Source organism: Mesorhizobium sp. M1C.F.Ca.ET.210.01.1.1, from assembly GCF_004791585.1.
In the GTDB taxonomy this organism is placed as follows: domain Bacteria; phylum Pseudomonadota; class Alphaproteobacteria; order Rhizobiales; family Rhizobiaceae; genus Mesorhizobium.
Genome location: NZ_SRUU01000015.1, coordinates 44,420 through 66,754, shown reverse-complemented (window position 1 = coordinate 66,754; position 22,335 = coordinate 44,420). Strand labels below are relative to the sequence as shown.

The window sequence follows — 22,335 nt, the reverse complement described above, 5'->3', positions numbered from 1 at the left end:
ATTTCAAAATGCGCATACTCGTCATCAACCCAAACACGACAGCGTCGATGACCGCCAAGATCGGCAAGGCGGCGGAAAGCGTCGCGTCGGCGGGAACCGAAATCGTCGCCGTCAATCCGGTTGACGGACCGCCGAGCATCGAGGGCTATTTCGACGAGGTCTTCGCGGTGCCGGGCATCATCGCCGAGATGGGCAAGGCGCCTGCGGCCGACGCCTTTGTGATCGCCTGCTTCGACGACACCGGGCTCGACGCCGCGCGCTGCGCGACGGAGGCTCCGGTCATCGGCATCGGCGAGGCGGCCTTCCATCTCGCCAGCCTGATCGCCGGCAAGTTCAGCGTCGTCACCACGCTTGCCCGCTCGGTTCCCGCCATCGAGCACAATCTGGCGAAATACGGCCTTGCGTCGCGTTGCGCCAAAGTGCGCTCGTCCGAAGTCGCCGTCCTCGACCTCGAACGGCCCGGCTCGAACGCGCGGCACAAGATTTCGCACGAGATCGCGCGCGCCATCCGCGAGGATCACGCCGAGGCGATCGTGCTTGGCTGCGCCGGCATGGCCGACCTCGCGCACGAGCTTTCGCAGGAGCACGGCGTTCCGGTGCTCGATGGCGTCGTCTGCGCGGTCACCCTGGCCGAGAGCCTGTTCAAGCTCGGCTTGCGGACATCGAAGGCGGGCGGCTATGCCGCGCCGCGCGGCAAGCGTTTCGCCGGCATCTTCGCCTCGGCGTCGCCGATCGACGCCAATTCGCCAGGTTAGCACGACGGATTCGGCGGGATTGACCGGGGCGCGAGCGATATTAGATTGAACCGGCTGCTGGCGATTTGGGGGCAGATCAGGCCGGATCGGGCCTGTGCATTGAAAGCATGTTGACGGTACTTAAGGAAGACGATCGCGACGACAGGCCGGCAGCGCGCTGGTCGCCGATCTACTATGGGCTGAGGGACGCCATCGTCAGCCATCGTCTCGCCCCGGGCACCAAGTTGCCGGAGGACGAACTGGCCTCGATCTATTCCGTAAGCCGCACCGTCGTTCGCGCCGCGTTGCAGGCTCTCGCCCACGACCGGCTGGCGCGGCTGGAGCCCAATCGCGGCGCTTTCGTCGCGCAGCCCTCGAAGATCGAGGCGCGAGAAGTATTCGAGGCCAGGGCGCTCATCGAGCCGAAGGTGGCCGCACTTGCCGCCAAAGCGGCGGTGCCCGCCGACATCGCACAACTGCGCGCGCATCTGGAGAAGGAGCATCAGGCGCTGCATGACGGCCGCGACAGCGACGCCATCATGCTGTCGGCGCGCTTCCATGTCGGCATCGCCGAGATCGCCGCGCATTCGGTGTTCACCAATTTCGTGCGCGACCTCGTCTCGCATTCCTCGCTGATCATCGCGCTCTACTGGAAGCGACGCGACGCGACCTGCGAGAAGCACGCCCATCACGCGCTGGTCGACGCGATCGAAGCGGGCGACAGCGCCAATGCCGCCGCCCTGATGAACAGCCACCTGGTCGATCTTTTGTCCGGGCTTGACCTCACCGACAAGGTGGAGAAGTCGGACAGCCTGGCGGATTTGTTACGCGCCTAACCCAACTTGCAACATTGAGGCGGTACAGCGGGATTGCCGAACCGCCCCGCAAGTCGGCTAGGCTGCTGCCGCCAGTGAATAGTCCACCCGCTTGAGGTCGGCGATGAGGCCAGGTCCGGTCGGCTGCCAGCCGAGATGCGCACGCGTCCATTCGCTCGAAGCCGGCATATCGAGGCCCGCGAATATCGAAAGCCATCCGTAATGGTTTGCCGCTTCTTCCTGTGAGAGCGAGAGCACCGGCACGTTGAGGCCGGCGCCGATCACTTGCGCGATCTCGCGCACGGAGATGCCTTCCTCGGCGACGGCGTTGTAGCGCACGCCGGCTTGCTGCTTGTCCAGCGCCAGGCGGTAGAGCTTCGCGACATCGAGCACATGCGCCGCCGACCACCGGTTGCGGCCTTCGCCGATATAGGCAGAGACCCCCTTGGCGCGCGCCAGGTCGATGAGCGGTGTGATCAGGCCCTGCTTCACCGTGTCATGCACCTGTGGCAGGCGCACCACCGATACTTTGACACCCTTCTCAGCCATCGCCGCGCCGGTAAGCTCCGACAGGATGCGCGGATTGGGATGGTCGGTGTTGAACACGTCTTCCTTCGCTGGCTGCCCGTGTTCGGCAGAGCCCATGCCCACACCCGACGTGATGATGAGCAGCCGGTCCGAGCCGGCGAGCGCGCCGCCGAGCGCCTCGATCACGCGCTTGTCCTTCTCGCAATTCGCGACGAAATTCGAGAAATTGTGGTCGAAGGCGGTGTGGATCACCGCGTCCGATTTTGCGGCGCCATCGCGAAGGCTGTCGAGGTCTTCGAGGTCGCCGCGATGCGCTTCGGCGCCGGCGGACGCAAGCGACCGCGCACCGGCATCGGAGCGGGTCAGGCCAAGCACCTGGTGCCCGGCAGCAAGAAGTTCGAGCACGACTCTGGAACCAATGAAGCCGGTCGCGCCGGTAAGGAATACACGCATGGGGGATCTCCTATGTTGTTCGGACGTCCTTTTCGCGCTATAAATCATCCTGTTAAAGTAGTGACTTTATCATGGTATAATTATCAATAGGATCGCCATGCCTGCGGAGACCGTCAACAAGCTCGGCAATTTCCTGCGGGATCGCCGCATGCGCCTCGATCCGGTCGCCTTCGGCTTCGCCACCGGACGCCGGCGCACCCAGGGCCTGCGCCGTGAAGAGGTGGCGCAGCGCGCCAACATCAGCCCGACCTGGTACACCTGGCTGGAGCAGGGCAGGGGCGGCGCGCCGTCGGCGGATGTGCTGAACCGCATCGCCACCGGCTTGATGCTGACCGAGCCAGAACGAGAGCATCTGTTCATGCTCGGCCTCGGGAGGCCGCCGGAGGTCCGCTACAGAAATGTGGACAGCGTGACACCCCGGCTGCAGCGCGTGCTCGACGCCTTGGACCCCAGCCCGGCCATCATCAAGACCGCGACATGGGACGTGGTCGCCTGGAACCGCGCTGCCACGGCATTGCTGACCGACTATTCAAAGCTGCCGCGTGAGCAGCGCAACATCCTGCGCCTTATGTTCGGCAACCCGCGCGTGCGCGCCGCGCAGGACGACTGGCAAAGCGTCGCCCGTTTCGTGGTAGGGTCCTTCAGGGCCGATGCCGCCCGCGCGGGCGCGGGAGCGGAGGTCGCCGAACTCGTCGAAGAGCTGTCCCGGATCAGCCCCGAGTTCGAGGCGCTGTGGCGGGACAATGACTTGGTCGCCAGCCATGGCGAAGGCGTGAAACGCCTCCGGCATCCCGGGATCGGGCTGATCGAGCTGGAGTTCTCGGTTTTCGCGGTCGACGGCCGTCCCGAACTCGGCATGGTGGTCTACAATCCCGTAAACGCCTCGGACGCCGAACGCATCCAATCGCTGATCGCGTCGCGCTCCGCCTAGACCAATTCCAGGAAAAGTGTGTAACGGTTTTCCGTTCGGAGTTGCGTAAAAACAAATGCTTAGAGCGGTTCGGCGATTCCATGAATCGCTGAAACGCTTGTCTTATGACTTTCGCTGCCGAATGGGCGAAGAAGAGCCCGCTGGGAGAGGGTAGCCGCCCTCCCTCAGCGGCGAGGGTCGGATCGGTGAAACTCTAGCGGCGCATCCGTCAGCTTCGCACCGCCCCGCGCCTCAGTGCCTGCGGCGGCTGGCCGAAGCTCCTGAGGAAAGCCCGGCGCATGCGGCCGGCGTCGCCGAAGCCGCTCTCCTCGGCGATGCTGTCGAGCGGCGCGTGGCTGGTCTCCACCGCCATGCGCGCGGCTTCAAGGCGCAGGCGCTCCACGGCCTTGGCCGGCGTGGTACCGGTTTCCGCCGCAAAGGCACGGGCGAAATTTCTGAGGCTCATGGCCGCGCGGTCGGCAAGGCGCTCGACGGTCAGCGGCTGGTCGAGATTGGTCCGCATCCATTCGATCAAATCCACGAAGCGGCCAGAGCGTCCGCCGAGCTCGACCAGGCCTGAGAATTGCGACTGGCCGCCGGGACGGCGCTGGTGCACGACGAGCTGCTGGGCGGTGCGCCGCGCGATCGCCGGCCCGAGGTCGTCCTCGATCAGCGCCAGCGCCAGATCGATGCCGGCCGAAATGCCGGCCGAGGTCCACACGCTGCCGTCACGGATGAAGATGCGCTCGGCGTCGAGCTTCACCTTCGGATAGCGGCGGGCGAAGTCGTCCGTGCTCCACCAATGCGTGGTGGCGGACCGGCCGTCGAGAAGACCTGCCTCCGCCAGCAGGTAGGCGCCGGTGCACACGCTCGCCGTCCTGCGCACGCCGGCCTGCCGCAGCCAGGCAACGATTTCCTGCGCTGCCGTCATCGAGCGGATGATCTCGCCACCGGAGATGATGGCGGTGTCGAGTGGCATGTCGACGGACAGGGGCCGCGCCGCAAGCCGCATGCCTGACGAGCTCTCGATCTCGCCGCCGCCAGGCGCCAGCATGTCGAGACTGTAGCTGCCGGGGCAGTAGTATTCCGCCAGTTCGAAGGCCGCCGCAGGTCCGGCGGCATCCAGCAACTGGAATCCCGGATGGATGATGATGCCTATCGTGCGTCGCATGGCAGTTTTTGCCCGATATATGTCATTTCGGCCAAAGCCTAACGGGGCTAGGCTTATGGTCAAGCTGTTCGACAGGAAGACGAGCCATGATCCTGCGTATCGTGTTGTGGAGCGCCCTCGGCGCCGTCCTGATTTTCGCTGCGGTCGGCGCGGCGTGGCTGCTGTCCCTGCCTTTGGCATCCGTGGCCGCCGTGCAGCCCGCGATTGAAGCCGGTGAAGCCGAAGCCACGCTGGCGGCGCTGAAGGCGACGAAGCGCAAGCGTCCGCTGATCGCGATCGTCGGCATCAACGACGGCACCGAGACCACCGATTACCTGATGCCTTACGGCATCCTGCGCCGCGCCGATGTCGCCGATGTCGTCGCCCTGGCGACGTGGCCGGGGTCCGTCAAGCTGCATCCGGCCTTGCAGGTCGAGCCCGACGCGACGACAGCGGCGTTCGACGCGCAGCATCCGGAAGGCGCCGACTATGTCATCGTCCCCGCCATGATGCGGGATGACGACCCCGAGGTGATGGAATGGCTGAGAAGCCAATCCGCCAAGGGCGCGACGGTGATCGGCATCTGCGCCGGCGCCAAGGTGGTCGGCGAGAGCGGCCTGCTCGACGGCAGGCGTGCGACGACGCATTGGTATTCGCTGAATGAACTGCGCAAAAAGCATCCGACGATCCGCTACGTCGCCGACCGGCGCTACGTCGTCGACCAAGGTGTCGCGACGACGACCGGCATCACCGCCTCGATGCCGATGATGCTGACCCTGATCGAGGCGATCGCCGGCCGCGACAAGGCCGAAGCCGTCGCCCGCGATCTCGGCCTCGACCATTGGGATGCGCGGCACGACAGCGGCGCCTTCAAATTCACCCGGCCCTTCGCGCTGACCGCGATCGGCAACACGCTCGCCTTCCTCAATCACGAGCAGCTCGGCATCCAGCTCACGCCCGGCATGGACGAGGTCTCGCTGGCGCTGGTGGCCGACGCGTGGTCGCGAACCTATCGCTCCGGCGCGGTCACCTTTGCCGGACGGGGTGGCGCGATCCTCAGTCGCGACGGCATCCGCATCCTCCCAGATCAGGTTGCGGCAAACTGGCCGGCGGAGCGCCTTGCCCCGGCCATGGCCGACCCGCGGCCGGCAATGGCGCTCGACCAGGCTCTTCGGGATATATCGGCCCGCTACGGTGCGCGCACGACGGACTTCGTTGCCATGCAGCTCGAATATCCGCGGACGCCGCAATGAGGGCGAACGGAACCACGTCTAGCGCGCAGCTTTGAGAGGCCTCCCATCGCGTGCGCCGCCGCTGCCTTGCGAGCGGATGTGATCGATGAATGCGCGCAGCTTAGGCAGCACCTGATGCCTTTCCGGGTAGTAGAGAAAGACGCCCGGCGATGTGACGGCGAATGCCGTCAGCAGCGTCTCCAGGCGTCCGTCCGCGATTGCCGAATTGGCGATCGGACTGGGCACCTGAGCAAGCCCGGCACCCTGGATCGCGGCCCCAAGGAGCGTGGGGTAGTCGTGTGCGATGAGCGGCCCGGCGACGATCGCCTCGATCGCTTTGTTGCCCTTTGCGAAGCGCCATGGCGCGACCGAACCATTCGATCGGCGCAGGCGCAGGCAGGCGTGGTGGCGCAGGTCCTCGATGCGCTCCGGCGTCGTTCGGTGGCGTAAGTACTCGGGACTGCCGACCACCACCATCGGGAAGGACGGCGACAGTCGCACCGCGACCATGTCGGGCGCGATCAGATCGCCCATTCGGATCCCGGCGTCGAATCCCTCGGCCGCGAGGTCGACCAGTTCGCCGCCGGCGACGATCTCCAGCTCGATCTCGGGATAGGCCTGGCAGAAGGAGGCGATGATCGGCTCCAGCAGGATAGGCACCACCGCGGGCGGTACCGAGAGGCGCAGGAGCCCGGCCGGCCGCTGGCCGATTCCGCGTGCGATCTCGCTCGCGGCGATCAATTCCTCGAAGGCTGGCCGCGCGCGCGAGAAGAAACGCTCGCCGGCTTCGGTCAGGCCGACGCTACGCGTCGTGCGTGTGAAGAGAGCCGCGCCGATGCGCGCTTCCAATGTCCGCACCGCCTGGCTGACCGCCGACGGCGTGACGGCGAGCTCCGCCGCCGCCTTGCGGAAATTGCGGTGCTTGGCGACGCTCAGGAACGCCTCGACGCCATCGAGCGCGCTATGCCGGACTGTGAAGTTCTGCTTCATAGCCTGTCGACATTATAGCGGATAGTTGCCGGGCGAAAGCAGACGTATCTGTGTCGTGTATTGGAAACCTGACGGGAAGTGGCAATGAGAGACGATTTCGATCGCGTGCGCGATCACTACCGCGCGACTGGCCTGACCGAGCGGCTGAAGACGGCGCTGGCTGTGTTTGGACCCGAGGAACAGCAGCTCAAGCCCGAACAGTTGGCTACGCTCGACCAGTTCCACACACGCGGGCTCGCCGCGACGGCCGAGCTTGCCAAATTGGCCGGCATCGCCGCCGACATGTCGGTCTTGGACGTCGGATCGGGCGTGGGCGGGCCGGCCCGTTTTCTCGCCGCGACCCATAGCTGCGAGGTGACGGGCATCGACCTCAGCGAGCCGTTCGTCGAAGCCGCGCAGTATCTGACCGCACGGACGGGGCAGGGCGGGGCCGTTTCGTTCAAGGCCGGCAGCGCGCTGGCGCTTCCCCTCGACGACGGCGGTTTCGACGTCGTGCTGCTGCAGCACGTGGCGATGAACATCGCGGACCGGCCGCTGCTTTATCGCGAGATCAGGCGCGTGCTGAAGCCGGGCGGAAAATTCGCCACCTTCGATGTCGTGCTGAACGGCGGCGATCCGCACTATCCAGTTCCCTGGGCGAAGACGCCGGCGGAGAGTTTTCTGCTGTCCGCCGCCGCGACCTGCGAGGCGATCGAGGCAGCGGGGTTCCGCACGCTTGCCCAGCGGGACGATACCGCCGAAGCCAAGACCTGGTTCGCGGCGCTGCGGGCGTCCGGACCGCCGCCCTCGCTGAACCTCGGCGTCGTCATGGGGCCGGGTTTCGCGGATTTTGCCGCCAACCTCGGACGCAATCTGATGGAAGGCCGGCTCGGCATCCTGACCGCCGTCTTCGAAGCCGTTCCGACCAAGAGCTGAGAGGAGGTTAAAATGTCGCCGGCGACGATCTTCAACATCCATCTCGTCCTGGGCTATGTGCCCTGGCTGCTTTGCTTCGGCGCCTATATCTGGCCGAGGCTCAAGCTCATGGACCACGTCGAGGCGCAGCGCGCCATCGCCACGCTGCACAGCTTCCGCTTCTTCGGGCTGGTCTTCCTGCTTCCGGGCGTCGTCGGTCCGAACCTGCCCTCAGGCTTCGCCGTCTTTGCCGCCTATGGCGACTTCGCGACCGGACTTCTGGCCATGCTGGCGCTACTGGCCGTGAGGAGGCCGTCGATCTTCTGGCCGCTCGTCGTCGCCTTCAATCTTGTCGGAATCGTCGACCTTGTCGTCGACTACTATCACGGCACGGTCCTTCAACTGCCCGAGCTGGCCGGGCAGTTGGGGGCGACCTACGCGATCCCGATCATCTATGTGCCTCTGCTGATGATCACGCACATCGCCGCCTTCTATCTGTTGGCGCGTCGTCAGCCCAAGGCCATGCCGGCGGCCGGCGATGACGGAGCAGGCGGCCTCAATTCCCGCCGCTCTCCTTCATCCGCTCGATGATCTCGGCCATCAACGCGAGGTCGCGGCGCGAGTCCGCGAGATCAGTCAGCGGCTTGGTGCCTTCCATGATGTGGCGGTGAAAAGTCTCGAGCTCGTTGGAGAAGGCGTCGCCATAGAGTGGGCCGAACGCCTTCGTCACCGGGCCGAGCGGACCGGCTTCCGTCACCTCAAACCGCGTCGGCAGGCTGCGGATATAGGGCGTGTCGTAGATGATGCGCACCCGCTTGGTGTTCGAGCGCACCTCGATCATGGCATCGAACAGGCCGAGATCGTCGACCACCGCGTCATAGAGGCAGGCGAAATGGCCGTAGTCGAACGTTACGCTGGTATTGGCGCCGCCATTGGTCCGGTGCGCCGCAACCACGCGCTTCGGCTCGCCGATCAAGCCGCGCATGGCCGATATGTGATGCGAGGAAAGCGCCGTCAGCCCGCGATAAGCCCGCACCAGGTCGGCGGAAGCACCCTCGCCAACCACCTCGCGGATCAGCGCGTCGCGCTCCTTGGCGCCGCGCGAAAGCATCGCCGGATCGATGTCTTGCGGGTAGAGGACGTTCTGGCTCTTCTTCAGGAAATGTCTGCCCTCGGAAATTAGGTCGAAGATGCGCACATGGGTGATGTCGGCGTGGGTCGGCAATTCCTCCCGTGCCGCCAGATAGGCCGGCGCGTAGCGGCGCATATAGCCGACGAAAATCGTCTTCCCGTAGTCCTTGCTGAGCGCCAGCAGCTCGTCGATCTCGCACACTGTCAGGCAGGCGGGCTTCTCGAGCAGGATGTGCTTGTTGGCTGCGATGGCGGCGCGCACGAAGCGGCTGTGCGTGTCGTCGGAGGAGAGCACGAACACTGCGTCGATGTCGGGCGAAGCAATCAGCGCCTCGGCGGTCTCGAATGCCTTGGCGGACGGATATTCCGACGTGACGAGCGACACCAAGCTCGGCGAGACGTCATGGACGCCGGCGATAACCCAGCGGTCTCGCTGGTCGGCCAGCACCGGCAGATGGATCGACTGCGCCACCTCGCCAAGTCCAACAACTCCGACACGGATCAGCGCCACGGCAAACTCCCTTGCATTTCCATTCTATGCCGGCCGCGACGGCCAACTGCTGATGTCACAATTGATCGTCACGCCGCGCCGGTGACCAGCGCCACCAGCTCGTTGCCGGTTGTTTCGGAGGCACGCACCGTCGCCACCATCTTGCCGGCGCGCATCACCCAGATCTGGTCGGAAAGGCGCCGCACCTGATCGAAATTGTGGCTGATCAGGATGACGCTCACCCCTTGCTCGCGCAGTTTGCGGATGAGCGCTTCGACATTGGCCGTTTCCTGCACGCCGAGGGCTGCCGTCGGTTCGTCCATCACCACCAGCTTGGCGCCCGAGCCGGCGGCGCGGCAGATCGAGATCGCTTGCCGCTGCCCGCCCGACAGGCGCCGCACGCGCTGCGTCACCGAAGGCACGTTGATCGACAGCCTGGACAGCATGGCGCGCGCCTGCGTCTTCATCGCCTTGCGGTCGAGCAGCGCGAAAGGGCCGATGCGGCGCACGATCTCGCGGTTGAGGAACAGGTTCTGCGCCACCGTCAGCTCGTCGATCAGCGCGAGGTTCTGGTGCACGGTCTCGATGCCCGCCTTGCGCGCCTCGTCCGGATTGGAGAACGGGTGCGGGCGTCCGTCGAAATGGATCGTGCCGCCGTCGGGTTGATGCACGCCGACCAGGCAGCGGATCAGCGTCGACTTCCCGGCGCCATTGTCGCCGATCACCGCGGTCACCTCGCCGCGACGGGCCTGGAAGCCGACATCGGTGAAGGCACGGATGCCGCCGAAATGCTTGCTCAGCCCTTCGCAGGCGAGGATCGCGTCGGCAGGCGCGGTGCGATGGACGGCGCTCATTTCTGGTACCGCATGATCAGGGCTGCCAGCACCACAATGGCGCCCACGGCAAGCGGTTGATAGAAGGCCGAAACGCTGAGCAGCGTCAGCCCGTTGACAAGCGCCGTCAGCATCAGCGCGCCGATGGCGGGTCCCAGGATGCTGGCGCGGCCGCCGAACAGGCTGACGCCGCCGAGCACCACGGCTGCCACCGAATTCAACAGCAGGCTGGTGTTGATCTGCGGCTCGGCCGAGCCGATGCGCGCCACCAGAAGGATCGCGGCGATGCCGGCGCAGAAGCCGGAGATTGTGTAGGCGGCGATCTTGACCCGGTTGGTGCGGATGCCGAGCGCGGCAGCGCTTTCGGCCTGGCCGCCGGTCGCGAGCAGATGCACGCCGAAGCGTGTGTGATAGAGCGCGATATGGGCGACGACGACCGCCGCGATCGCCACCCATACGGGATAGCCGAACGGCCCGAACGAACCGGAAGCGAGCTTGAGCAGGAAGGTCGAGCCGACCATGGTCGGTTCGCCGCCGGAGATGATCAGGCCAAGGCCGGTGATGCCGGAGAGCGTTCCCAGCGTAACGACGAAATCGGGAATGCGCCCGGCGGTGATCAGCACGCCGTTGAGCAGGCCGATTGCGCTTGTTGCGAGCACGGCAAGCAAGCAGGCTGCCAAGACGCCCCAGCCGGCGGCGTTGACCAGACCGAGGATGACGGCGCCCAGCATGACGGCGGCGGCGAGCGACAGGTCGATGCCGGAGGTCGCGACGACGAAGGTTTGGCCGATCGACAGCACGACCAGGATCGCCGCCGCGAGCAGCAGCGCCTGCAGATTGGCGACGCTGAGGAAGACCGGCTGGGTGATGCCGAACAGGATGACCAGGCCTACCAGGCCAACGACGGACGCCCAGTCGGCCCAGAAGGAAGGATCGAGGAGGAGAGCCGCAAGGGAGGGACGGCTCTCCTCCGTGGCGCCCGCCCGTGGGACAGCGGGCGCGTTGTCAGTCGGAAGGCTCACTTCAGCATCTCGCGGAAGGGATCGGGATAATCGCCGCCGGGCCGCGGGAAGTTCTTCAGCGAGGCTTCGGCATTGTCCTTGTTGATAAGCAGCACCGGCGCCGGCACGTTGGCTGGCAGTTCCTTGCCCATGGCGGCCGCCTTGCAGGCCTCGACGCCCATCGCGCCGACCACATAGGGATATTGCGCGACGGTGGCGGAAAGCTCGCCCGCTGCGACCGACTTCAGCGCGTCGACGATGCCGTCGAGTCCGATCACCTTGACGTCCTTGCTGGAGGTCTGCACGGCGCGCTCGACGCCGAGCGCCATGATGTCGTTGGCGGCGAAGAAGCCGGCGAGGTCGGGATGCGCCTGCAGGATGTCGGTGGCCGCGGTCAGCGCTTTCTCGCGATCCCAGTCCGCGCTCACCATCACCACCACTTCGAGCTTGCCTTCGACGGCCTGCTTGAAGCCCTTGATGCGGGCATTCGAGCCGACGTCGCCGACGATGCCGGCAACCAGCGCGACCTTGGAGCCCTTCGGCACCAGCTTCAGCATCTCTTCGCCAGCCAGCGCGCCGGCGGCGACATTGTCGGTTCCGATATAGGTGGAGACGGCAAAGCCGGCGGCCTTGGCCTGCTCGGCGTCGATGGTGCTGTCGATGTTGACGATCGGCTTCTTCTTCTGGGCGACCGGCACCAGGGCCTGCACCAGATTGGAGACGCTGATCGGGTTGGTCAGGTAGCAGTCATAGTCCTGCATCGCCATCGCGGTCAGCTTGTCCGCCTGGCCGGTCGCGTCGCCCATGTTGGCCGCGGCCTGAACGGTGACGGCGACGCCGTCTGCCGTGGCCTGTTCCTCGATGCCCTTCTGCATGTACTGGAAGAAGGGATTGTCGAGGCCTTTGACGATCGCCGCGACCTTCGCGTCTCCGGCATAGGCCGGCGCCGAGATGATGGTGGCAAGCAGGCTCGCGCCAAGCGTCAGGCCGTTGAAGATGCGCATTGCTGTTCCTCCGGTTCTTGATTGTCGGTTGCGTCTCGATTGGCAAGCCTTTGCCCACGGAGACCCGTGGCTGGTGCTGCGGGAGCCAGGCCGGCATTCAGCGGCGGCACGCGGCCGCCCGCTTGGCGAGCGCCATGCGGCTTGCGGATTCCGGGTCCGATCAGGACCTTTCCCATGCCAGGCATTTCTCCTCCCAGAGCGCTGACCTATGCCCCATCAGCGTTTCCGCATGTTTTATAAAAAATTGACATGCGTCAAGAATTAAAATGGTGTGCCGTGCATTTTGATGTGCTGCGGTGCGGAAGGGGGGAGGAACGCACCATAGTTTTTTCGTCAATCCCGGGCGTAGCAAGGAGCGAAGCCACGCGGCGCAGATCCGGGGATTTCAGGTCGATTCGACCTGAAATCATCCGGCTCTGGCGCCGGCTTTTCCGCCGGCCGTCGTCTCCTCATTTTGCACCATCGCCAGCGCCGTACCGGGCTCGCCCTCCCAAAGGATCAGGCTCGCCGCGCCGACCAGCCCGGCGCGGTCGCCGAGCTCGGCCGGCACAATCGGCACGTCGCGATAGGCTTGCATGGCGCGTTCCTCCACAGTCGCCCTGATGCCGGGCACCAGAAGGTCGAACCCATTGGCGAGGCCGCCGCCCATGACGATCAGGTCCGGCGAATAGAGATGCAGGAGATTGGTGAAGCCGATACCGAGCCATCGCGCTTCCGCCTCGACGAGCGCGCGCGCGCTGGCGTCGCCGGCCCGCGCGGCTTCGACCACATGCCGGGCCGAGACATCGCCGTCATTTGAAAGGCGCCTGAGCAGCGAGCCGTCGCCGGACTTGGTGAGCCGCGTCGCCCGGCGCCCGAGCGCCGTGCCGGAGGCGACCGCCTCGAAGCAGCCGACATTGCCGCAGAAGCAGCGGTCGCCTTCGCCGGTGATCGTCATGTGGCCGATCTCGGCCGCGAGCCCGCGCCTGCCGTGGTAGATGTGGCCGTCGGCGACCACGCCGCCGCCGATGCCGGTCGACACCGTGACGAAGACCAGCGAGCCGGCGCCGCGGCCGGCGCCGAAGCGCCATTCGCCGAGTGCAGCCGCATTGGCGTCGTTCTCCAGCCGCACCGGCAGGCCGAACTGGCGGCTCAGGATGTCGATCAGCGGCACATTGTGCCAGCCGGCCAGCGTCGGCGGCCCGATGACGATTCCCGCCTTGGGGTCGAGCGGTCCCGGCGCGCACATGCCGATGCCGATCACCTTTGCCTGCGGGTGCTCTTTGAGCAGCTTGTCCGCCAGCGTGATGATCTGGCCGATCACCGCCTCCGACCCAGCGCCGGCAAGCGTCGGCGCCGAAACGCGCGCGACCACCCCGCCGCTGCGCTCGACCAGCGCGCCGCGCAGTTCCGTGCCGCCGAGATCGAAGGCTAGCGCAAGCGTGCTCATCACGCGGCGGCCTTCAGTCCGTGCAGCCAGGCCATGCGCTGCGCGAGGTCGGGATCGCCGAAGGCGAGCGAGCCCAGCACCACCGTATCGGCGCCGGCGGCGCGCAGCAGCGGCACCGTCTCGTGGCGGATGCCGCCGTCGGCGGCAAGGATGATGTCGGCTTCGCGGCCGGCCTTCCGCATCAGCGACCGCGCCTCGATCAGCCGCGGGCAGGCTTTTTCGGACAGGCTCTGGCCCTTGACGCCGATCGAGGTGCCGAGCAGCGTCACGAAGGCGACATCCGGCAGGAAGGGAACGATGGCCGAGACCGGCGTTTCCAGCCGCAGCACGACGCCGGCCTCGGCGCCAAGATCATGCGCCAGCTTTACCGCGCGCAGGCCGGCCTCGCCGTTTTCGGCGTGGATGGTGACGAGGTCGGCGCCGGCCTCGATGAACTGGCGTGTCTGCGCTTCGACGATTTCCGCCTCGACCATCAGATGCACATGGATGGGCTTCGCCGTCAGCCTGGCGATGCGCGCCACCAGGTCGGGGAAGAACAGGAAGCCGGGGGTGAAGCGGGCGTCCGCCACGTCGATGTGATGCAGATCGGCATGTGCTTCGATGCGCTTCAGGTCGCGCTCCATATTGGCGAGATCCGCCGACCACAGCGAGAATTCGCCGATCAGCCGGTTTCGGGGAAGCGCCGCGATGGCGGCGGGGCCGGAGAGGGATTTGCTGGTCATGACGGAATGAGGCTCCGGGCATTCGAGTGGGACTGGAGGAAGGTTGCGATCTGCGTGTGCAACTCGCTGAAATGCTTAGCGCTGTCCCGCGCCTTGGGTGTGATCTCGGCGAAGACCGCGTCGGGTATCGTCGCGGCAAGTGCATAGGCGGACGACAGCGGGTGCACGGCGTCCATTGCGTTGCCGACGACAAGCGCTGGAATGCCGAGCCCGGCGGCGTCATGCTCGGATACGCCGGGGCCGTCGGCGGCGATGTCGGCAAGCACCTGCGCGAATAGCCTGGCGTCGGGCCGGTCGAAATAGCCGAGCAGCGAAGAGAGATTGTCGGGCGCCTCGCGATAGAGACGCGTGGCGGTCTCGGACTGCGCGAAGATCGTGCGCCCCTTTTCGGTTCCGTGTTCGAGGATAAGCGCGGCGACCTCGGCGATCGGCTGCATGTTCGCCGGTGTTGCGGAAAACGTCCACGCCGGTCGCACCAGGATGAGGCCGGCGACGCGCCGCGGATGGCGGCAGGAGAGATGCAGCGCAATCGCAGCGCCCATCGAGACGCCGCCGGCGACAAAGCGGTCGAGGCCTGCCTGGTCAGCGGCGGCAAGAACGTCATCGGCGAACATTTCGAACGAGAATGGCCGCCGTTCGCCGAACCCGGAGCCGCCATGGCCGCGGCATTCGAGCGTGATGCGGCGGAAGCCGGCAGGGAAAGTCTGCGCGACTTGCGCCTCGCCGCCGCCCAGCCCATGCTGGAAAACGACCGCCTGGCCTTCGCTCGTGTCGGTCACACGAAGCGTGACGCCGTCGCGGAGCAACGTGTCCATCACACCAGCTCCTTGAGGAAACGTGCGACTCCGGGCGCGTCCCCGGCGGAAAGCCCATGCGTCACCAGCGGCCCGTCGAAGCCGGCAGCTTTCAGGCGAGCGATGAAGTCGGCGAAGTCGACAATGCCCTGTCCGGCTGTGGCAAAGCGACCATCGGCGAAGCGATCCTTGGCGTGCGCCAGCGCGATGTGGCCGGCCGTGCGCTCGACCGCCTCGGCAACGATGGCGCGCGCTTCACCCGCGCTGGCCCGTTCGAACAGATTGGCGGGATCGAGCACGATCCGCAGCCGCGTCGAGCCCATCTCGCCAATGAGCCGCACCGCGTCGCCGGCCGAAGTGACGATGTTGGCCTGCTCCGGCTCGATGCCGAGATCGACACCATGGCGTTCGGCCAGCCGAAGCGCCTTTTCCATTTCGCTTGCCATGTCGGCCCAGGCCGAGGGATAGGCGTTGTCGGGGTGGTGCGCCCACTGGTCCTCGGCGTTGCGCGTTCCGGTGCAGAGCGTGACGAGGGGGATCGAAAGCTTGGCCGCCGTCTCGATGACAACTGCAAGCTGGCACAGCCCTTCGTCACGCACTCGCCGATCTGGATGCGCCATGTTGTAGGTGCCCGACAGCGCGACAAGCCTGACGCCTGAAGCCTTGGCGGCGGCATCGATAGATCGGATCGCCTCGTCGGGAACAGAGTCCGGCATCGACGGCAGGCCTGCGCAGGCAATGTTGAACTGGGTGACCGCGAAGCCGGCATCGCGCACGGCGGCAAGCACGCCGGCCGGCTCGTTGCCGGGAAAGGTCTTGGCGAACACCCCGACCTGCATCAGACCGCTCCCGCCACGCCGGCGAGCTCGACGCGTTCGCCGCTTTCGGCCGAGCGGGCGATCGCCACCATGGCGCGGATCGAGGCAAGCCCATCCTCGACGGTGGCGCCACGCTGCGGCTTGCCGTCGAGCACGGTGTCGGCCAGGCCCTCGAGCTGGCGGCGGAAGAAGTGGCCGTCGGCGCCGAGCGGCTTGCGCGACGTCGCATCCTTCTCGTGGAAGATGTCGACCTCGCTGGCGCGGAAGTACCAGGGATTGAAGGTCTTCGCGATCACCGAGCCGTTCTCGCCATAGAGCTGGAAGCCCTCGTGCCAGTCCATGCGCACGGCGACGGTCAGGTCGAGATGGCCGAGCGCGCCATTGGCGAACTCGGTCTCGACGAACCAGCAATAGGCGCCGAAGCGCTCGTTAAGCCGGGCGCGCACGGCGGAGATTTCACCGCACAGGAAACGCGCCGTGTCGACCAGATGCGAGCCATGCGCCAGCATGAAATATTGCCTGAGATCCGCCTTTGGGTTGCCGGCCGGCTTCCGCGCCAGCTTGCTGGTGACGGGCAGCGGCTGCACCGCGTCGGTGTTGGTGTAGCGATGCGTGGAATCGCAATACCAGGCCTTCAGCGCCAGGATATCGCCCATCTCGTCGCGCACGAAATCGCGCGCCGCCTCAAGCGCCGGATCGAAGCGCTTCATATGCCCGACCTGCAGCACCATGCCCGAGCGCCTGACCGCTTCGGCCAGCTTTTCGCCTTCCTCGACCGAGACGCCGATCGGCTTTTCGCACAGCACATGCTTGCCGGCTTCGAGCGCCTTGATCGACATCGGCACGTGATACGCGTCCGAGGTGGCGACGATCACCGCCTCCAACTCGGGGTCGGCGAGCATCTCGTCATAGTCGCCATAAATTTTCTGCGGCTCATAGGTCGCGCCCATGCGCGCGAGCAGATCGGGCGCGGCGTCGCAGATCGCGTAGAGGTCTGCGTTGCTCGCCTTCACACAGGATTCCAGATGCGCGAACTGCGCGATCGGCCCGCAGCCGAGCACACCGACACGAAGGCGACGGTCTTTCTTGCCGATCATCGTTTTACGCCCCGTAGCCGCGCATTATCAGGCGGTTGGTCTTGACCGCGCCCGCCGGATCGGCGGCGGCGGTTTCCGATTCCTCCTCCAGCACGAGCCAGCCGTTGAAGTTGCGCGCGGCGCTGGCGATCTCGATCACCTTCGCAGTGTCGCAGATGCCCTTGCCGAGCATCGCCCACGTGCCGCTCGCGTCGACATCCTTCAGATGCACGTAGCGGATGCGGTCGCGATAGGTGGTGAGCGTGTCGGCCATGTCCTGGCGGCCGCGCAATATATGCCCGGTGTCCGGCACCCAGCCGACGAGCGAGGCGTCGAGCAGGGAGAAGATCCGGTCGTAGTCGGCGCGGTCGAAGAGCAGCGTGTTGTGATGCGAACTCGGATGCACCGCGACCTGGACGCCGGCCTCGCGGCCGATCTCGCCGGCCTTATTGTAGACTTCTGCCGCGATGGCGAACTTGTCGTCGCGCGGCCCGTCGGAGACGACGGTCGCCGAGCCCATCGACACCAGCGCCCCCGGAAAGGCGGCGGCAAAGTCGATCCAGCGCCTGGCGGTTTCGAGATCGGCGTCGATCTGGTCCTTCAGCGTAAAACCGCTCTTCGAACCGAAGGCAAAGGAGACCAGCGTCAGTCCGGATGCTTTCAACGCCGCAGCGAACTCTGACGGCTTGCGGGCATAGCGGCCGATCATCGTGTCGGTGATCTCGATGCCGGCATAGCCGCCATCGGTGATCGCCTTCAACAGATCGTCGGGGCCGCCTTTGAAGCGGCCTCCCAGCATTTCCCAGGTGAAGGTCTGGCAGCCGACTTTGAGGTCTTTCACGATCATCCTTTCATTCCTTGATGCCGCCCATTCCTTGGTGTCACTCTGCGTCTCCATGGGATGGACATCTACTTGACCGAGCCCGCGGTCATGCCGGCGAGGAAGAACCTCTGGGCAATGAGGTAGATGAGCAGGAGCGGCAGCGAGCCGAGCACGCTCATCGCCATCATCTGGTTCCATTCGAAGGCGTGCTGCCCCATCAACAGCTGGATTCCGATCGGGACGGTGCGCATCGACGTCGACTTCGTCAGCGTCAGCGCGAAGAGGAATTCGTTCCAGCACAGCAGGAAGGTGTAGACCGATGTCGCCACGATGCCGGGCAGCGAGATCGGTACGATCACCCGCCAGAGAGCGGTCCAACTGGTGCCGCCGTCGACAGCGACCGCTTCATCGAGATCGCGGGGCAGGGTGTTCAGATATCCCGTCATCAGCAGGATCGCGTAGGGCAGCGTGAACACCAGGTAAGTCAGGATCAGAGCGATATAGGTATCGAAGATGCCATAGGAGACGACAAGCCCGAAGAAAGGGATCAGAAGCGTGATCGGCGGGATCGTCTGCGTGCTGATGATCAGCGTGTTCAGGCTGCCCTTGCCGCGGAAGTTGAAGCGGCTGAACCCATAGGCTGCCAGCAACGCGATCAGCACCGTCAGCACGGTCACCGCGAAGGCTACGAAGTAGCTGTTGAAGAAGAAGCGCAGCTTCACCGGATCGCCAAGGATGGCTGCATAGGCTTCCAGCGTGAAGGCCTTCGGCAGGATGGTTGGCGGCAGGGCAAAGATCTCGGTGTTCGACTTGAACGAGCTGGTGAGCATCCAGTAGATCGGGAAGGTCGCGAAAAACAGCCCCGCGGCAAGCGCGACATGCAGCGCTACGGTGATCAGCTTGTCTTTCGGCGTGTGCCTTTTCCTCATGGTGACTACCGGGCTTTTTGATAACGGATGTAGAACAGCGTCAGGCCGAGAGAGATCAGCAGGATGATCACGGCGCTTGCCGCCGCCTGTGACAGGTTGTAGCTCGAAAACGCCAGCTTGTAGGTGTAGGTGCTCAGCACCTCGGTCGAGTAGATCGGGCCGCCGCCCGTCGTTATCCAGATCAGCGGGAAGACCTGCATGGTCCAGATGAAATCGAGCAGCGAGATGCTGATGATGATCGGCATCAGCTGCGGTATGGTGATGAAGATCAGCTTCTGGTAGGCTTTCGCGCCGTCGATATCGGCGGCCTCGTAGAAATCCTTGGGAATGCCCTGCAAGCCCGCGAGCAGGCTGACCATGAAAAGCGGGTAGCCCGCCCAGATATTGGCGAAGGTGACGGCGTGCAGCGCGGTCTCGGGTGAGGAAAACCACTCGACCTTGTAACCGATGATGCCCATCTGCATGAGAACGCTGTTCACGACACCGTTCGGCTCGAGCAGCAGGCGCCAGATCACGGCGATGATCACCGCGGTGAACAGCCAAGGCAGTATGTAGAGCACGCGCAGGATATTGCGCAGCGTCGGATTGATGCGGTCGCTGTTCAGCATGAGCGCGAAGACCATGCCGATGGTCATGTGGAAAACGACACTCATGCAGGTGAAGTAGAGCGTGTGCCAAAGCGAGGCCCAGAACACGGGGTCGGCAAAGATCGCCTGGTAATGCTTCAGTCCGGCAAAGGACGGGTCGCGACGCAGCACCGCGCTGTTCTGAAACGAATAGCCGATCACCGTCACCATCGGCAGCAGCATCAGCAGGCCGATGATCACCAGCGAGGGCGACAGATAGAGATAGGGTGCGACTGCTCGTTTCAGTCTGTGACGGGAGCGCTTCTGCCGGGTCATGTGCCAACCTTGGGATACGCCTTCAAGAGAAGGTGAGCTTCGCAAACAGGTTCGTCTCGCGTTGCCGCTACGTTGTTGCCGGGAGGCCTGCCCGAAGTCGGGCCCCCCGGTCGAAGATCGTAAAACAGGCCGATCAGAATTTCGCCATCCATCCTTTTTGAGCGTTGCCCGCGGCCTGTTCCGGAGACTGCTCGCCGGCGAGCATCTTCTGGGCTTGGACATCGAACTGGGTCATCAGGTCTTCGGCCACCGGCAGACCCGTGAACTCGTTGGCTAGGTAACCGGTCTTGAAGATTTCGAAAGCCTTGCCGAAAGCCTTGTCCGAGGTCACGAAATCGGGCTTGGCGTTGACGTTGCCCGGGAAGGCGTTGGCAAGCGACACGAGCTTGGCGTTCACCTTTTCACTCATCAGGTACTGGACGAGTTTCCAGGCCTCCTCCTGATGTTTCGAGCCCGCGGAGATGCCGATGCCCCAGGAGGCATAGGGGAGGCCGCGCTTGCCGCTATAGTTTTCCACGACCGGGACCGGGATGAGGTCGAAGTTCAGCTTGGGATTGCGCTTGCGGATGAGGTTCACATGCGCGAGCGAGTCGATCATCATCCCAACCCGGTCGTTGACGAATTCTTCGACCTTTTCCTGTTCGGTCTTGGTGGCGATGCCGGGCGAGATGGTGCCTGCGTCGTTGAGCGATTTGACGAAGGTGAGCATATCCACCACCGGTTTGCCCTCGAGAGCGGGCTTGCCGTCCGCCATCATCGACTGGCCCGATGCCCAGACCCACGACATCATGTCGTTCTGGACGCCGGACGGCGTTTGCAGCGACAGCGGCAGCACCCAGCCATACTGGTTCTTGTCGGCATGGGTCATCTTCTTGGCAGCTTCGAGGAACTCCGCGCGGGTCGACGGCAGCTTGGTGACGCCCGCCTGGGCGGCGAGGTCCAAATTCACGAAGACCGGATAGACGAACGAAGCCACGGGAAACATCACGGCCTTGCCGTCGACCTTGATGATGTCGGCGACTTGGGCTTTGTCGAAGCCGCTCGCATCCATCATCGGGTTCATGTCGGCGAGCGCACCCTGCGCGTTCAGATTGTTCACCCAGGCGCCGTCGAGACCGACGACGTCGCTGAGCGTTCCGGTTGCAGCACCAACCGAGATCTGGTCTCGCGTGGTCGCATAGGGGCCGCTGACCAGCGTCACCTTGATACCGGGGTTCGCGGCCTCGAAATCATCCATGATTTTCCGCAAGGAGCCTGCGGGCAGCTCAGGCTCCCACCATTGGGTGAATTCCAGCGTCGTGTCCGCCATGGCACTGGTTGCGCCAAGCAACCATGCGGCTGCGGCCATTTTCAGCATCGCGGGTTTTATCCGAAACGTCATTCTCTCCTCCTTCTTTAAGATCGGCCGCACAATGCGGGCGATCGTCTGGTCTATTCAGAAGCCTTCTCGCGAGTATCTTTCGCAGGCGCCTCGCTCTCGCCCGCGGGCTCTGCCGCACATCTTCAGATCGCCAGATGCGTCTCGGGATCGAAGAAATGGAGCTTGGTATCGTCGAGGGCCAAGCGGATTTCCGAACCGGAGCGGACTGTGCTGACCGGTTCGAATTTCGCCACCGCGTTCGACGTCATGCCGAAATCTTGCGCCGCGTCCGGGTCACCGGAGTCCACACGGACCGCGTCGATGTTGAGATGGACGATATGTTCGGACCCGAGCTCTTCGATCGAGGTCACCTTCGCCGGTATCGTCTGGTACTTGCGGCCGGATTCGAGGCTGCTGTCGTAGAGATCCTCCGGCCGGATCCCGAACACGACCTTGCGGCCCGCATACGGCCTCAAGCCCGGCCTGCGCACGAAGGCTGCGTCCTGTAGCCGGACGGTGAAGGTGCCGCACATCAGTTCCTCACCCGTGAGGGTCGCCTCGAAAAGGTTCATCGAAGGAGAACCGATGAAGCCGGCAACGAACGCGTTCACTGGCGATTCATAGAGCCTCTTGGGGGTGTCGACCTGCTGCAGCACGCCGCCCTTCAGCACCGCGACCCTGTCCCCCATCGTCATCGCTTCGGTTTGGTCGTGGGTCACGTAGATGGTCGTCACGCCGAGCTGCTTTTGCAGACTGGTGATTTCGGCGCGCATTTGAACACGCAGTTTCGCATCCAGATTGGAAAGGGGTTCGTCCATCAGAAAGGCGGCCGGCTCGCGCACCATGGCGCGGCCCATGGCAACCCGCTGACGCTGTCCGCCTGAAAGGTTCGCTGGTTTGCTGTCGAGCAGCGATGTCAACTGGAGGGTTTTGGCGATCTCATCCACGCGCTTCTTGCGCTCGGCCTTCGGCTTGCCTGCCAGCCGCATCGAAAAGGCGATGTTTTCGAACACCGTCATATGCGGGTAGAGCGCGTAACTCTGGAAGACCATCGCGATGTCGCGGTCCTTGGGCGGCATGTCGCCGACGTCTACGCCGCCGATCCGAAGGCGGCCGCTTGTGATGTCCTCCAACCCCGCGATCATTCGCAATGCGGTGGATTTGCCGCAACCGGACGGCCCGACGAGGATCAGAAACTCACCGTCCTCGACCGCCAGGTTCAATTGGTCGATCGCGTGAAAATTGTTCCCGTAGGTCTTGCAGATATTCTCTAGAATGACTTCTGCCATCTTCCTCCCTCCGCAAGTATAAGCCAAT

23 protein-coding genes are annotated in these 22,335 nt (G+C 64.8%); 6 read left to right on the top strand and 17 right to left on the bottom strand.

What is annotated here, in order from left to right; all coding sequences use genetic code 11:
• The first annotated feature begins 8 nt into the window (after positions 1-8).
• Complete coding sequence (locus EN853_RS18215; RefSeq protein WP_127861000.1) at positions 9-755, top strand: aspartate/glutamate racemase family protein; 747 nt, start codon at positions 9-11, stop codon at positions 753-755.
• 107 nt (positions 756-862) lie between these two features.
• Positions 863-1,570, top strand: coding sequence for a GntR family transcriptional regulator (locus tag EN853_RS18210; RefSeq protein WP_127861001.1), 708 nt, complete (start codon positions 863-865; stop codon positions 1,568-1,570).
• Between the two features lie 57 nt (positions 1,571-1,627).
• Here the strand turns inward: EN853_RS18210 and EN853_RS18205 are convergent, their stop codons facing one another.
• Complete coding sequence (locus EN853_RS18205; protein ID WP_127861002.1) at positions 1,628-2,530, bottom strand: SDR family oxidoreductase; 903 nt, start codon at positions 2,528-2,530, stop codon at positions 1,628-1,630.
• Between the two features lie 97 nt (positions 2,531-2,627).
• On the opposite strand from EN853_RS18205, the gene EN853_RS18200 reads away from it, so the two are divergent.
• Positions 2,628-3,461 (top strand): helix-turn-helix transcriptional regulator, encoded by an 834-nt coding sequence (locus EN853_RS18200; protein WP_127861003.1) that lies wholly within the window; start codon positions 2,628-2,630, stop codon positions 3,459-3,461.
• Positions 3,462-3,669: 208 nt separating this feature from the next.
• Here EN853_RS18200 and EN853_RS18195 read toward each other — a convergent pair whose 3' ends face one another.
• On the bottom strand, positions 3,670-4,611 hold the full coding sequence (locus EN853_RS18195; RefSeq protein ID WP_127861004.1) for a GlxA family transcriptional regulator: 942 nt from the start codon (positions 4,609-4,611) through the stop codon (positions 3,670-3,672).
• Positions 4,612-4,697: 86 nt separating this feature from the next.
• On the opposite strand from EN853_RS18195, the gene EN853_RS18190 reads away from it, so the two are divergent.
• The gene (locus EN853_RS18190) at positions 4,698-5,843 is read left to right on the top strand and encodes a DJ-1/PfpI family protein (RefSeq protein ID WP_127861005.1); all 1,146 of its coding nucleotides are present in this window, start codon (positions 4,698-4,700) and stop codon (positions 5,841-5,843) included.
• Positions 5,844-5,861: 18 nt separating this feature from the next.
• Here the strand turns inward: EN853_RS18190 and EN853_RS18185 are convergent, their stop codons facing one another.
• Complete coding sequence (locus EN853_RS18185) at positions 5,862-6,812, bottom strand: LysR family transcriptional regulator (protein WP_127861006.1); 951 nt, start codon at positions 6,810-6,812, stop codon at positions 5,862-5,864.
• 84 nt (positions 6,813-6,896) lie between these two features.
• On the opposite strand from EN853_RS18185, the gene EN853_RS18180 reads away from it, so the two are divergent.
• Positions 6,897-7,727, top strand: coding sequence for a class I SAM-dependent methyltransferase (locus EN853_RS18180; RefSeq protein ID WP_127861007.1), 831 nt, complete (start codon positions 6,897-6,899; stop codon positions 7,725-7,727).
• A 12-nt stretch (positions 7,728-7,739) separates the two neighbouring features.
• Complete coding sequence (locus EN853_RS18175) at positions 7,740-8,297, top strand: hypothetical protein (protein ID WP_127861008.1); 558 nt, start codon at positions 7,740-7,742, stop codon at positions 8,295-8,297.
• Here the strand turns inward: EN853_RS18175 and EN853_RS18170 are convergent.
• The 14 genes from EN853_RS18170 to EN853_RS18105 form a co-directional block, all read right to left on the bottom strand.
• Positions 8,263-9,348 (bottom strand): Gfo/Idh/MocA family oxidoreductase, encoded by a 1,086-nt coding sequence (locus EN853_RS18170; RefSeq protein ID WP_127861009.1) that lies wholly within the window; start codon positions 9,346-9,348, stop codon positions 8,263-8,265. The genes EN853_RS18175 and EN853_RS18170 overlap by 35 nt on opposite strands.
• 68 nt (positions 9,349-9,416) lie before the next feature.
• Positions 9,417-10,181 carry an ATP-binding cassette domain-containing protein gene (locus EN853_RS18165; protein WP_127861010.1) on the bottom strand — a complete coding sequence of 255 codons (765 nt, stop codon included), beginning with the start codon at positions 10,179-10,181 and terminating at the stop codon, positions 9,417-9,419.
• Entirely contained in the window at positions 10,178-11,182 is a 1,005-nt protein-coding gene (locus EN853_RS18160) for an ABC transporter permease (protein WP_127861011.1), read from the bottom strand. Before EN853_RS18160 ends, EN853_RS18165 begins: the two co-directional genes overlap by 4 nt.
• Complete coding sequence (locus tag EN853_RS18155; RefSeq protein WP_127861012.1) at positions 11,179-12,165, bottom strand: substrate-binding domain-containing protein; 987 nt, start codon at positions 12,163-12,165, stop codon at positions 11,179-11,181. Before EN853_RS18155 ends, EN853_RS18160 begins: the two co-directional genes overlap by 4 nt.
• 406 nt (positions 12,166-12,571) lie before the next feature.
• Entirely contained in the window at positions 12,572-13,594 is a 1,023-nt protein-coding gene (locus EN853_RS18150) for an ROK family protein (protein WP_127861013.1), read from the bottom strand.
• Positions 13,594-14,316 (bottom strand): ribulose-phosphate 3-epimerase, encoded by a 723-nt coding sequence (locus EN853_RS18145; protein WP_127861014.1) that lies wholly within the window; start codon positions 14,314-14,316, stop codon positions 13,594-13,596. The genes EN853_RS18150 and EN853_RS18145 overlap by 1 nt, the downstream gene beginning before the upstream one ends.
• A complete protein-coding gene (locus EN853_RS18140) occupies positions 14,313-15,131 on the bottom strand; it encodes an alpha/beta fold hydrolase (RefSeq protein WP_127861015.1) in 819 nt (272 codons plus the stop codon). Before EN853_RS18140 ends, EN853_RS18145 begins: the two co-directional genes overlap by 4 nt.
• Positions 15,131-15,949, bottom strand: coding sequence for a sugar phosphate isomerase/epimerase (locus tag EN853_RS18135; RefSeq protein WP_127861016.1), 819 nt, complete (start codon positions 15,947-15,949; stop codon positions 15,131-15,133). Before EN853_RS18135 ends, EN853_RS18140 begins: the two co-directional genes overlap by 1 nt.
• On the bottom strand, positions 15,949-17,025 hold the full coding sequence (locus EN853_RS18130; protein ID WP_127861017.1) for a Gfo/Idh/MocA family oxidoreductase: 1,077 nt from the start codon (positions 17,023-17,025) through the stop codon (positions 15,949-15,951). The genes EN853_RS18135 and EN853_RS18130 overlap by 1 nt, the downstream gene beginning before the upstream one ends.
• A 4-nt stretch (positions 17,026-17,029) precedes the next feature.
• Positions 17,030-17,851, bottom strand: coding sequence for a sugar phosphate isomerase/epimerase (locus EN853_RS18125; RefSeq protein ID WP_127861018.1), 822 nt, complete (start codon positions 17,849-17,851; stop codon positions 17,030-17,032).
• A 62-nt stretch (positions 17,852-17,913) separates the two neighbouring features.
• Positions 17,914-18,756 carry a carbohydrate ABC transporter permease gene (locus tag EN853_RS18120; protein WP_127861019.1) on the bottom strand — a complete coding sequence of 281 codons (843 nt, stop codon included), beginning with the start codon at positions 18,754-18,756 and terminating at the stop codon, positions 17,914-17,916.
• A gap of 5 nt (positions 18,757-18,761) precedes the next feature.
• On the bottom strand, positions 18,762-19,658 hold the full coding sequence (locus tag EN853_RS18115; protein ID WP_127861020.1) for a sugar ABC transporter permease: 897 nt from the start codon (positions 19,656-19,658) through the stop codon (positions 18,762-18,764).
• Between the two features lie 133 nt (positions 19,659-19,791).
• Positions 19,792-21,039, bottom strand: coding sequence for a sugar ABC transporter substrate-binding protein (locus EN853_RS18110; protein ID WP_127861021.1), 1,248 nt, complete (start codon positions 21,037-21,039; stop codon positions 19,792-19,794).
• Positions 21,040-21,161: 122 nt separating this feature from the next.
• Entirely contained in the window at positions 21,162-22,307 is a 1,146-nt protein-coding gene (locus EN853_RS18105; RefSeq protein WP_127861022.1) for an ABC transporter ATP-binding protein, read from the bottom strand.
• Between the last annotated feature and the right edge of the window lie 28 nt (positions 22,308-22,335).

Bases quoted from the DNA above. Each gene is read 5' to 3' on its own strand.
- EN853_RS18210 (WP_127861001.1), top strand. From the start codon at position 863: ATGTTGACGGTACTTAAGGAAGACGATCGCGACGACAGGCCGGCAGCG.
- EN853_RS18175 (WP_127861008.1), top strand. From the start codon at position 7,740: ATGTCGCCGGCGACGATCTTCAACATCCATCTCGTCCTGGGCTATGTG.
- EN853_RS18180 (WP_127861007.1), top strand. From the start codon at position 6,897: ATGAGAGACGATTTCGATCGCGTGCGCGATCACTACCGCGCGACTGGC.
- EN853_RS18185 (WP_127861006.1), bottom strand. From the start codon at position 6,812: ATGAAGCAGAACTTCACAGTCCGGCATAGCGCGCTCGATGGCGTCGAG.
- EN853_RS18115 (WP_127861020.1), bottom strand. From the start codon at position 19,658: ATGACCCGGCAGAAGCGCTCCCGTCACAGACTGAAACGAGCAGTCGCA.
- EN853_RS18215 (WP_127861000.1), top strand. From the start codon at position 9: ATGCGCATACTCGTCATCAACCCAAACACGACAGCGTCGATGACCGCC.
- EN853_RS18165 (WP_127861010.1), bottom strand. From the start codon at position 10,181: ATGAGCGCCGTCCATCGCACCGCGCCTGCCGACGCGATCCTCGCCTGC.
- EN853_RS18120 (WP_127861019.1), bottom strand. From the start codon at position 18,756: ATGAGGAAAAGGCACACGCCGAAAGACAAGCTGATCACCGTAGCGCTG.
- EN853_RS18150 (WP_127861013.1), bottom strand. From the start codon at position 13,594: ATGAGCACGCTTGCGCTAGCCTTCGATCTCGGCGGCACGGAACTGCGC.
- EN853_RS18190 (WP_127861005.1), top strand. From the start codon at position 4,698: ATGATCCTGCGTATCGTGTTGTGGAGCGCCCTCGGCGCCGTCCTGATT.
- EN853_RS18195 (WP_127861004.1), bottom strand. From the start codon at position 4,611: ATGCGACGCACGATAGGCATCATCATCCATCCGGGATTCCAGTTGCTG.
- EN853_RS18105 (WP_127861022.1), bottom strand. From the start codon at position 22,307: ATGGCAGAAGTCATTCTAGAGAATATCTGCAAGACCTACGGGAACAAT.
- EN853_RS18110 (WP_127861021.1), bottom strand. From the start codon at position 21,039: ATGACGTTTCGGATAAAACCCGCGATGCTGAAAATGGCCGCAGCCGCA.
- EN853_RS18140 (WP_127861015.1), bottom strand. From the start codon at position 15,131: ATGGACACGTTGCTCCGCGACGGCGTCACGCTTCGTGTGACCGACACG.
- EN853_RS18135 (WP_127861016.1), bottom strand. From the start codon at position 15,949: ATGCAGGTCGGGGTGTTCGCCAAGACCTTTCCCGGCAACGAGCCGGCC.
- EN853_RS18205 (WP_127861002.1), bottom strand. From the start codon at position 2,530: ATGCGTGTATTCCTTACCGGCGCGACCGGCTTCATTGGTTCCAGAGTC.
- EN853_RS18125 (WP_127861018.1), bottom strand. From the start codon at position 17,851: ATGATCGTGAAAGACCTCAAAGTCGGCTGCCAGACCTTCACCTGGGAA.
- EN853_RS18200 (WP_127861003.1), top strand. From the start codon at position 2,628: ATGCCTGCGGAGACCGTCAACAAGCTCGGCAATTTCCTGCGGGATCGC.
- EN853_RS18145 (WP_127861014.1), bottom strand. From the start codon at position 14,316: ATGACCAGCAAATCCCTCTCCGGCCCCGCCGCCATCGCGGCGCTTCCC.
- EN853_RS18130 (WP_127861017.1), bottom strand. From the start codon at position 17,025: ATGATCGGCAAGAAAGACCGTCGCCTTCGTGTCGGTGTGCTCGGCTGC.
- EN853_RS18155 (WP_127861012.1), bottom strand. From the start codon at position 12,165: ATGCGCATCTTCAACGGCCTGACGCTTGGCGCGAGCCTGCTTGCCACC.